The organism is Rickettsia endosymbiont of Ixodes scapularis, from assembly GCF_000160735.1.
Lineage (GTDB): Bacteria > Pseudomonadota > Alphaproteobacteria > Rickettsiales > Rickettsiaceae > Rickettsia > Rickettsia tamurae.
In genome coordinates this window covers 407,438-415,546 of the sequence record NZ_CM000770.1, presented here as the reverse complement: position 1 = coordinate 415,546, position 8,109 = coordinate 407,438, and the positions used below count along the sequence as shown (strand labels likewise).

The window sequence follows — 8,109 nt, the reverse complement described above, 5'->3', positions numbered from 1 at the left end:
TAATAACAACTAATTTAGATAAAGACTATATGATTAAACTAGCCAAAGAAGTAAATAAACAAACATTAGATTCAGTAATTAAAGTACTATTATCCAATAGTAACGTACTAAGCAATGAAACCAATAAAATTTTAGGGTTAGCAGTAGGTAATAACGCAAATAATTTAGAACAAACACAAAGCGGTATTCCGAATCCGCCGCCTCTACCGCTAAATGGGAGTATGCCACCCCCACCCCCTCCCTTAAATTCTCAAGGCTTTAGTAGCAACTCTAACAATTTTGATTTAAATAAGTTACAAGCAGAATATCCTCACATACATTCATTATATACTCAGTTTACTCGTAATACTACTGTTCAATCAAAAGTATTACTTCGACCTACAACTTCCAGTGCAACCAGCACAGAAAGAAGCAAGCCAGAGACAGCTTATGCAAAACTATATGCAGAATATAGAGCTGAGACAGGAGGTAAAAAAGCTGATGATTTACAGGATCAGCTTATAAAAAGACAAGCTGATCTTACAAATGTTATACGTCAAATATTAACAGAATCATACGCCAACCAAGGAGCTGACGAGAAAACTCTTGTAAATTTATTTAGCATTTCAACCCCTAAAATCGAAGAAAAAGCTAAAGAAGCTTTTAACAAACTTGTTCAAGACCCGTATATACAAGATATAACTGTAAATGGTAAGAAAGCAACAACAAGCGAAGAGATAATTAAAAATCTTTTCAATGAAGACACTGATGATGCAGTAAAACGTATTTTATTATCGTCATGTAAAATATCTGAAGAATTAAAGAGACCTATTAAACTTGAATTAAATAAATCAAAATTGATTAGAGAGTTAAAGAGCAAACAAACTCCGTTTGAACAATTAGAATTTGCCTATACTAATGCAAAAAACTTCGATCAAGATATATTTGGCAATAGAGTCAAAGAGTTAATTAACAACCCTAATATATTAACTATAGTACAACAAGCTACTTTTTTTAATAACAGAAGATACAAACTTAAGAAAAACAATTAATGCTGATCAAGCACAGGCTAAACTTGATGATTTAAGAATAGCTATTTTAAGCACAATAAAATTTGAAGAATTAATTACAGCAAATTTATCTCAAAATGAGTTTATTGCTATAGTAAAGGAAAAAGAACCCGAATTATTAAAAGAGTTTTTAAAAGCTACTACTATCAAACTAGAAGGTAATAATAATTTAGATCAATTAAGATTAGCTTTGCCTTCATTTACAGGCATGAGCAATGAACAAGTAAGAATTCTTGCTAATAAATTAAATATGCCTACAATATTAAGAGCTCTTAAAGAGCACTCGCAAAAAAAAGCTAAAAAACACATCCATACCGGGAACATGCCGCCACCGCCTTCAAAAGATTCGGAATTATCTTATCTAACAAGTTTAGGGATTACTAAAGATTTGATAAGTAGAATTACTAAATTAAATGCAAATACATATACTTTTAAAACAACTCCAAAAACTTATGACTTTAGCTCCGATATAGCTGTAAGATATAAAGATTTTGCTTTATCAGTACGAGAATCAGCAGGACATAAAGCAAAATACTCTGATGCCGATTTGTTTAAAAAAGCTATAGCGGAATCAGTAGCATTTGAGCATTCAAAAAATTTATCTAAAGTTCATCAAAATGATAAGTATTTTGCAAAAATTCAAGAAGCAGTCGACACTATGCACTCTAGCTTTATAGGTCCTAGAACTGAAATAGGACAAGAAGTACATAATATTTATACACAGCAATTGACAAAATATCCAGAAGAAGATGTAAAAGAGGCGTTTACTTCCGTTGACTCTGATTTTATAGGTCCTAGAACTGAAATAGGACAAGAAGTACATAATATTGATAAATCCAAACTTTTAGAGTTAGCAAAAGATAAAGAATTGTTTCTATTTGTTGAACAATTACTAGCAGAGTCTGCTGAACTAGAACAAAAATATGGTAGTGATGTTCAATCAGAAAATAATAACCAGGAAAAGAAAATAGGACTTTTAGATCCGAAACAATTACGATTATTCCAACAAGAAAACAAAGCTGCAAATGACGAATCCTCAACAAAGGATTATATACAACCTGAAGATAGCAATAAGAAGTCAGAGAAATCTGATTCAAAAACTGCTTTATCACCGAGGTTATTGAGTTCTAACGATAGCAAAAATGATAAATCATCAGATGACAAAAAATCACTTCTAACATTAAGATCTAGTGATGAAGACGATAAAGGATGTGAAACTGATGAAGAAGAATTAGAAGAAAGCAATAGCACCACTGACGAAGAATTAAAAAAAGATATAGCTTTAGAAAGCGAAGATGAAGCTATCGATGTGTCATTCAAAACTGAAGCAATTGCAGAACAAGATGAGGCAACACAGAGACAACAGATATCTGATGACACCAGTAGGAAAGTAGCAATATTAGTTAAGGCGACTTCAACTCTTCACAAACCTGTTCATTATAATATTTTAAGTGATAGATTAAAGATTGTTACAATAGGGGCCGGTGATGAAGAAGCTAGTATAAACAGAGGAGTATGGATTAGCGGCTTATACGGCATCAACAAACAAGGAACTTGGAAGAATATTCCAAAATATCAAAGTCGTACAACCGGCGTAACTATTGGGGCCGATGCTGAATTCATCAATAGTCATGATGTTATAGGAATAGCTTATAGCCGTTTGGAATCCCAAATTAAATATAATAAAAAACTAGGAAAAACAGCAGTTAACGGTCATCTTTTAAGCATTTACGGTCTAAAAGAACTAATTAAAGGTTTCTCGTTGCAGGCTATAACATCTTACGGTCATAATTATATTAAGAATAAATCTAAAAGTATTAATAATATAATTGGAAAATATCAAAACAATAATTTAAGTTTTCAAACTTTATTAAATTATAAATATCGTACAAAATACGATTTACATTTTATTCCTAATATCGGTTTTAAATATGATTATTCAAGAGCTAGCAACTATAAAGAATATAATGTAGATATAGAAAATCTGATGATTCGAAAGAAATCAAATCAATCATTTGAAAGTAGCCTTGGCGGTAAAATAATGTTTAAGCCTATAACGGCCACAAGTAATATAGTATTAACACCAAGTTTGTACGGTAATATTGAGCGTCACTTCAATAATAAAAATACAAAAGTTAATGCAAAAGCGACTTTTAAAGTACAAACATTACAAGAAACAATTATTATACCAAAACAACCTAAGCTTGGATATAATATCGGTAGTAATATACTTATGAGCAGAAAGAATATAAATGTTCTACTTGAGTATAATTATTATACTCATAGAAAATATCAAAGCCATCAAGGACTTGTTAAACTAAAAGTCAATTTGTAAAAATAAATAGAGGATAGGGTTTTTTGAGAATCTTATCCTTATTTATCAAATCTCTTGATAGATAAGCGTATTAACCAAACTGCCAAATAGAATATCGGTGTACTAAATACCATAGTACCCTACAATTTTTGTAACAATGTAGAGAAGTAGCGATCAAAAACAGTAATTGAGTCATATTCCAAAATTCTTTTTAATACTGACTTTGCTATGCTACTTGCTTGTTTCAGGCAGTTTCTTAAATGATCTAATCCGTATGTAAAAAATGATACTAAACGTTTTGGATTAGTTTTAGCGGTTCTAATTTTTATGGGTTGTATCTCATGTTGTATTAGTCCATTTTTTATTATTAAAGCTGATGCAATAGCACAAACTGTAACTAATTTTACGAATCTATCTGGGTTTGTTATATGGCTTTTTTCAATATCAAAACCACCGCTTTTGAGATGTTTAAACAACCGTTCAATTGACCAACGAAATTTATATAAAGCAAAAATGCTGACATCAATATCACCACTAGCCGCAACAACCATAAGCTCATTTTTATCATTTCTATAAGCCGATAATGTTACTGCATGATCCCATAACATACCCTTAACTTCAATGTATTCAAGGGCTTTTACATAATCAAAACTTTTACCAACTGGTTTAGTTTGTAAAGCATTTGTAATACGAATTAGCATATCTTTTCTAACTGGAATCGCAAATTTAATTTGTTTTGTAGTCAAAAAATTAAGCCCATTCTTTGCCCATAAATTCACGATCAGCCAACAAATATTTAATTTTATGTACTCCAAAATTATTAATAAATCTCTCTAACATTGCCTCCATCAACCAGCTAGAGCAAGCTCCCGAATGCTCTAGGGGATACCAATAAATTGGTACAGAAATTTTACCAAATACTATGGCCAAAAATAATATATTAATATCACTTTTGCCAAATTTCCAGCATGTTCTATCCAGAACAATAATGTATTTATCATTAGCAAAAATATTTAAAATAAACTTAGCAACTTGATCATAATTAAATATTTGATCCCTAAAAAACCTATATATTCTCTGGGTTCTAGAACTATGTTTAGCTTTACCCAAAATTCCAAGTGCCATGTTTTTACCGCTAACAGAGCAATTCTCAATTAGACTCATAATCATTCCAGCAAGACATTCTAGTCTTGATCTTTTCCAAAAAAAGTTTAGTATCAGCGACTGAAGTAGTATATTGTGCATGGTCAAAAAATACACTCTTATACTACTTCAAATACCCATATGCAATACCACTCCTAAGCTTTTATTACAAAAATTGTAGGGTACTATGACTAAATACACGCGAGTTTCGTATTAATAGAGGAACTGAATAGCTGATAGTAACTGGGTTACGAGGATATTAGTAATATTGTTTTTGTTATAAAATGTACTTAAAACTGCATAAATTTTTAGTAAATTGTCTTTTTTGACTATAACTATTAAATTGTAAAACTTGTCACACCTCTTACAAACCTTGAAAGGATAAGCATTATAGCATATTCATTAACCATAATTTAGGCATCTTAATACGAAACTCGCGTTACGGAATGAAAAAATTCTAGATAATGGCATTTGATTTACATTTTATTTAAAAAACGCCATTATAGGGAAATAATTTATATTTAACAAGCAGGATGGTTAATTTTTATAAACTTTTCTATCATTCTAGTAACGGAACATTCTAGCTCAATATCTAATTTTGAATAATCAGAAAAGTTAAACCATTTAAGTTCATTCGATTCGTTATTTTTTATAAAATTATCATTATTTACTGTTTTTAGTAAAAATCGTACATCATAGTGATAATGAGCAGGCTCCTTATGAGTTTGCGGAATATAATGGGTGTCTATATCAAAAATCTCCTTATTTATCATTTTGATCTCATTAATTCCAGATTCTTCCATAGCTTCTTTAACTGCTACATTTAATATATTACTATCTCCATCACAATGACCGCCTGGTTGAAGCCACTTATCAAGCTTTTTATGGTGCATCAATAAAAATTTAGTTTTATCATTATTAAGTAAAAAAGCCGAAGCTGTGAAATGTCCTATTTGTAAATCTCGGCTAAAAGGGTTTTCATACTCATTTAAAAATTCAAGCATTTTTGTTTTTGTAACAATTTCTTCAGGATATGTGCTACTGTAATTTTGTAGTTTAATATGTAATTCATTCATAATGATAATTTTTTATGTATCGAGCTTCGATATTTAACTCAAATTTCTCTGCTAAGTCAAATGAAAATAATGTCATAAAATTATATTTTCCATGTTTTATGGTAATTATTATTAACAATTAGTTAATACTTAGTTATATATCATGCTTCTAAAATTTAATATTAACTAATTAGGTTTATTTTTATGCTTAACAAAACGCGAGTTTCGTATTAAGATGCCTAAATTATGGTTAATGAATATGCTATAATGCTTATCCTTTCAAGGTTTGTAAGAGGTGTGACAAGTTTTACAATTTAATAGTTATAGTCAAAAAAGACAATTTACTAAAAATTTATGCAGTTTTAAGTACATTTTATAACAAAAACAATATTACTAATATCCTCGTAACCCAGTTACTATCAGCTATTCAGTTCCTCTATTAATACGAAACTCGCGTTAACAAAATAGTCGATTTATTTAGAAGTGATGATATAAACCCTTGGTATGGTAAGCTTGCGGTAGTAGGAGCATGTGCTGTTGGAATTTATGTAGTAGTAATTGATCCACCTTTAAAAATTACTATGGCATGTGCTGCCGGCATAATGGGAACATTGGCTGCAATTAAAGTAGGAGAAGCCTGTTATAATTATTGTATGGAAACAAATACCCAAGAAGGACTTGAATTAGTAGGAGATGGCATACACCTCCATCAAGACTAAACGTTTTTAACGAATTTAGAGGACAAACAGACTCTAAATTCGTATTCATTTACCATTCAAACCGTTTTTTAGTCTAATTTTGACTTGTTTTAAAGAACGAGGAGTTGCATCCGTAACTTCAATTTCAATATTTTCTGAAATATCTATTCTAGTACCGATAGCCGGGACACTACCGACTCTAGTCAATACTAATCCACCTATCGTATCAAACTCATCATCATCACTTTTTAGCTTTTCTCCTATTATTTCTTCAAGTACTTCTACTTCAACACGTGCATTTGAAATAATTGTTGAGTTATTAATAACCTTGAAATTATCGCTATCTAATTGCTGATCATGCTCGTCATCAATTCGTCCTACTATTTCTTCTATAAGATCTTCAATAGTAACTAAACCGTCAGTACCGCCATACTCATCAACAACTATTGCAATATGTGTTCTCTCACGACGCATTTTTGCTAGCAAATCTAATAATTTCATAGAAGGGGCTGCAATTATATGCTTACGTATAAGCTTTTTTAAACGACCGTTTTGCTTTGTAGCCAATGCTTTAAATAAATCCTTGATATGAATGAACCCTACTACATTGTCCAAAGTACCGTCATATATAAGAGTTCGTGTATGTGGGACTTCTAACTTAATAGACTCACTTAATTCTTCTAGATTCGTAGTTAATTTTATTGCCGCAATATCGGAACGCGGTACCATTATATCTTCAATAGTTTTATCTTCTAGCTTCAATAAATTAGCTAAAATATTACGCTCGTCTAAAGTCATTTTTTGGCTATTAATTTTAAGGCGTTTTATGACACCAAAAAAATTATCAGGCGTTTTTGTTTTTCTAAAAAAATTTTTTATCGGAGAGAATAATTTTCGTACAGTAAAAATTAACTTATTATTTTGATTTTTTTTACTAGAATCTTCTTTTTTTGAAGATTTTAACATAAATTTTTTTATTTAGTTAATAAGGGGAAGAAATMCCGAAATATGATAATATTTCAATTTCTAGATTTTCCATAATATTTGCTTCTGTGTCATTTTGATGATCAAACCCAATTAAGTGTAAAACACTATGTATTAAAAGATGAATAAAATGATTCTCAAAAGTTTTTTGTTGCTCACACGATTCATTATATATTACCTCATAACAAAATGCTATATCACCTAAATGCATATAATCAGAGTCACCTAAAAATTCAAGTTTAGAATATAAATCCTGCCAATTTAATTCGTTGCTTGGAAAAGAAAGAACGTTAGTAGCTTTTTCTATATTACGAAATTGTTTGTTTAAGGTCAATATTTCTACAGTATTTGTTAGTAAAATTGATAATTCAAGTTGTTTTATTTTACTAAAATTATCAAATCGCAATAAAACATTTTGAGTTATTTTTTTGATTAAACTCTTATTTATCTGCTCATGCTCACACCATTTATTGTAGTTTCTTACAATTTCTACGTTTATCATTTTTTATTTTTTAAGCTTTGTTTCATGACTTGTTTTTTCGTCATTGCGAGCGACTAAAGGCATTATTGCGTGGACCGATAAAATCCGCTGTGTCAAGCCACGGGATGACAGAGGTGAAATTGATCCACACAACAAAGCCTCCTCGCAATGACGCTGCTGATAATTCTCTTTTAATTTTTGAAAATCCTCATCGGCATGGTATGAAGAACGGGTTAGCGGGCTTGCCGAAACCATCAAGAATCCTTTTGTTTTTGCTACTCGCTCTAGATATTTAAACTCTTCCGGAGTAACATATTTTGCGACCTCAGCACGATTTTTGTAGGCTGCAGATACTGCCCGATAGTTAGGAAATCAACCTTTGCTT

Annotated in this window: 5 protein-coding genes and 2 pseudogenes; 1 reads left to right on the top strand and 6 read right to left on the bottom strand. The window is 30.6% G+C overall.

Annotated features, from left to right (window positions below; genetic code table 11):
* Window positions 1-3,384: pseudogene (locus REIS_RS02130) on the top strand (autotransporter outer membrane beta-barrel domain-containing protein); the annotation flags it as partial.
* A gap of 119 nt (window positions 3,385-3,503) precedes the next feature.
* Here the strand turns inward: REIS_RS02130 and REIS_RS15380 are convergent.
* The 6 genes and pseudogenes from REIS_RS15380 to REIS_RS12095 all read right to left on the bottom strand — a co-directional run.
* Complete coding sequence (locus tag REIS_RS15380; RefSeq protein WP_008579611.1) at window positions 3,504-4,109, bottom strand: transposase; 606 nt, start codon at window positions 4,107-4,109, stop codon at window positions 3,504-3,506.
* A 4-nt stretch (window positions 4,110-4,113) separates the two neighbouring features.
* Window positions 4,114-4,488 carry a hypothetical protein gene (locus REIS_RS02125; protein ID WP_206740593.1) on the bottom strand — a complete coding sequence of 125 codons (375 nt, stop codon included), beginning with the start codon at window positions 4,486-4,488 and terminating at the stop codon, window positions 4,114-4,116.
* A gap of 539 nt (window positions 4,489-5,027) precedes the next feature.
* On the bottom strand, window positions 5,028-5,459 hold the full coding sequence (locus REIS_RS02120; protein WP_256377134.1) for an NUDIX hydrolase: 432 nt from the start codon (window positions 5,457-5,459) through the stop codon (window positions 5,028-5,030).
* An 866-nt stretch (window positions 5,460-6,325) separates the two neighbouring features.
* Window positions 6,326-7,225 carry a hemolysin C gene (gene tlyC / locus REIS_RS02115; RefSeq protein ID WP_008579606.1) on the bottom strand — a complete coding sequence of 300 codons (900 nt, stop codon included), beginning with the start codon at window positions 7,223-7,225 and terminating at the stop codon, window positions 6,326-6,328.
* 16 nt (window positions 7,226-7,241) lie between these two features.
* Entirely contained in the window at window positions 7,242-7,745 is a 504-nt protein-coding gene (gene ybeY / locus REIS_RS02110; protein WP_008579605.1) for an rRNA maturation RNase YbeY, read from the bottom strand.
* 150 nt (window positions 7,746-7,895) lie between these two features.
* Window positions 7,896-8,109: pseudogene (locus tag REIS_RS12095) on the bottom strand (lipoyl synthase); the annotation flags it as partial.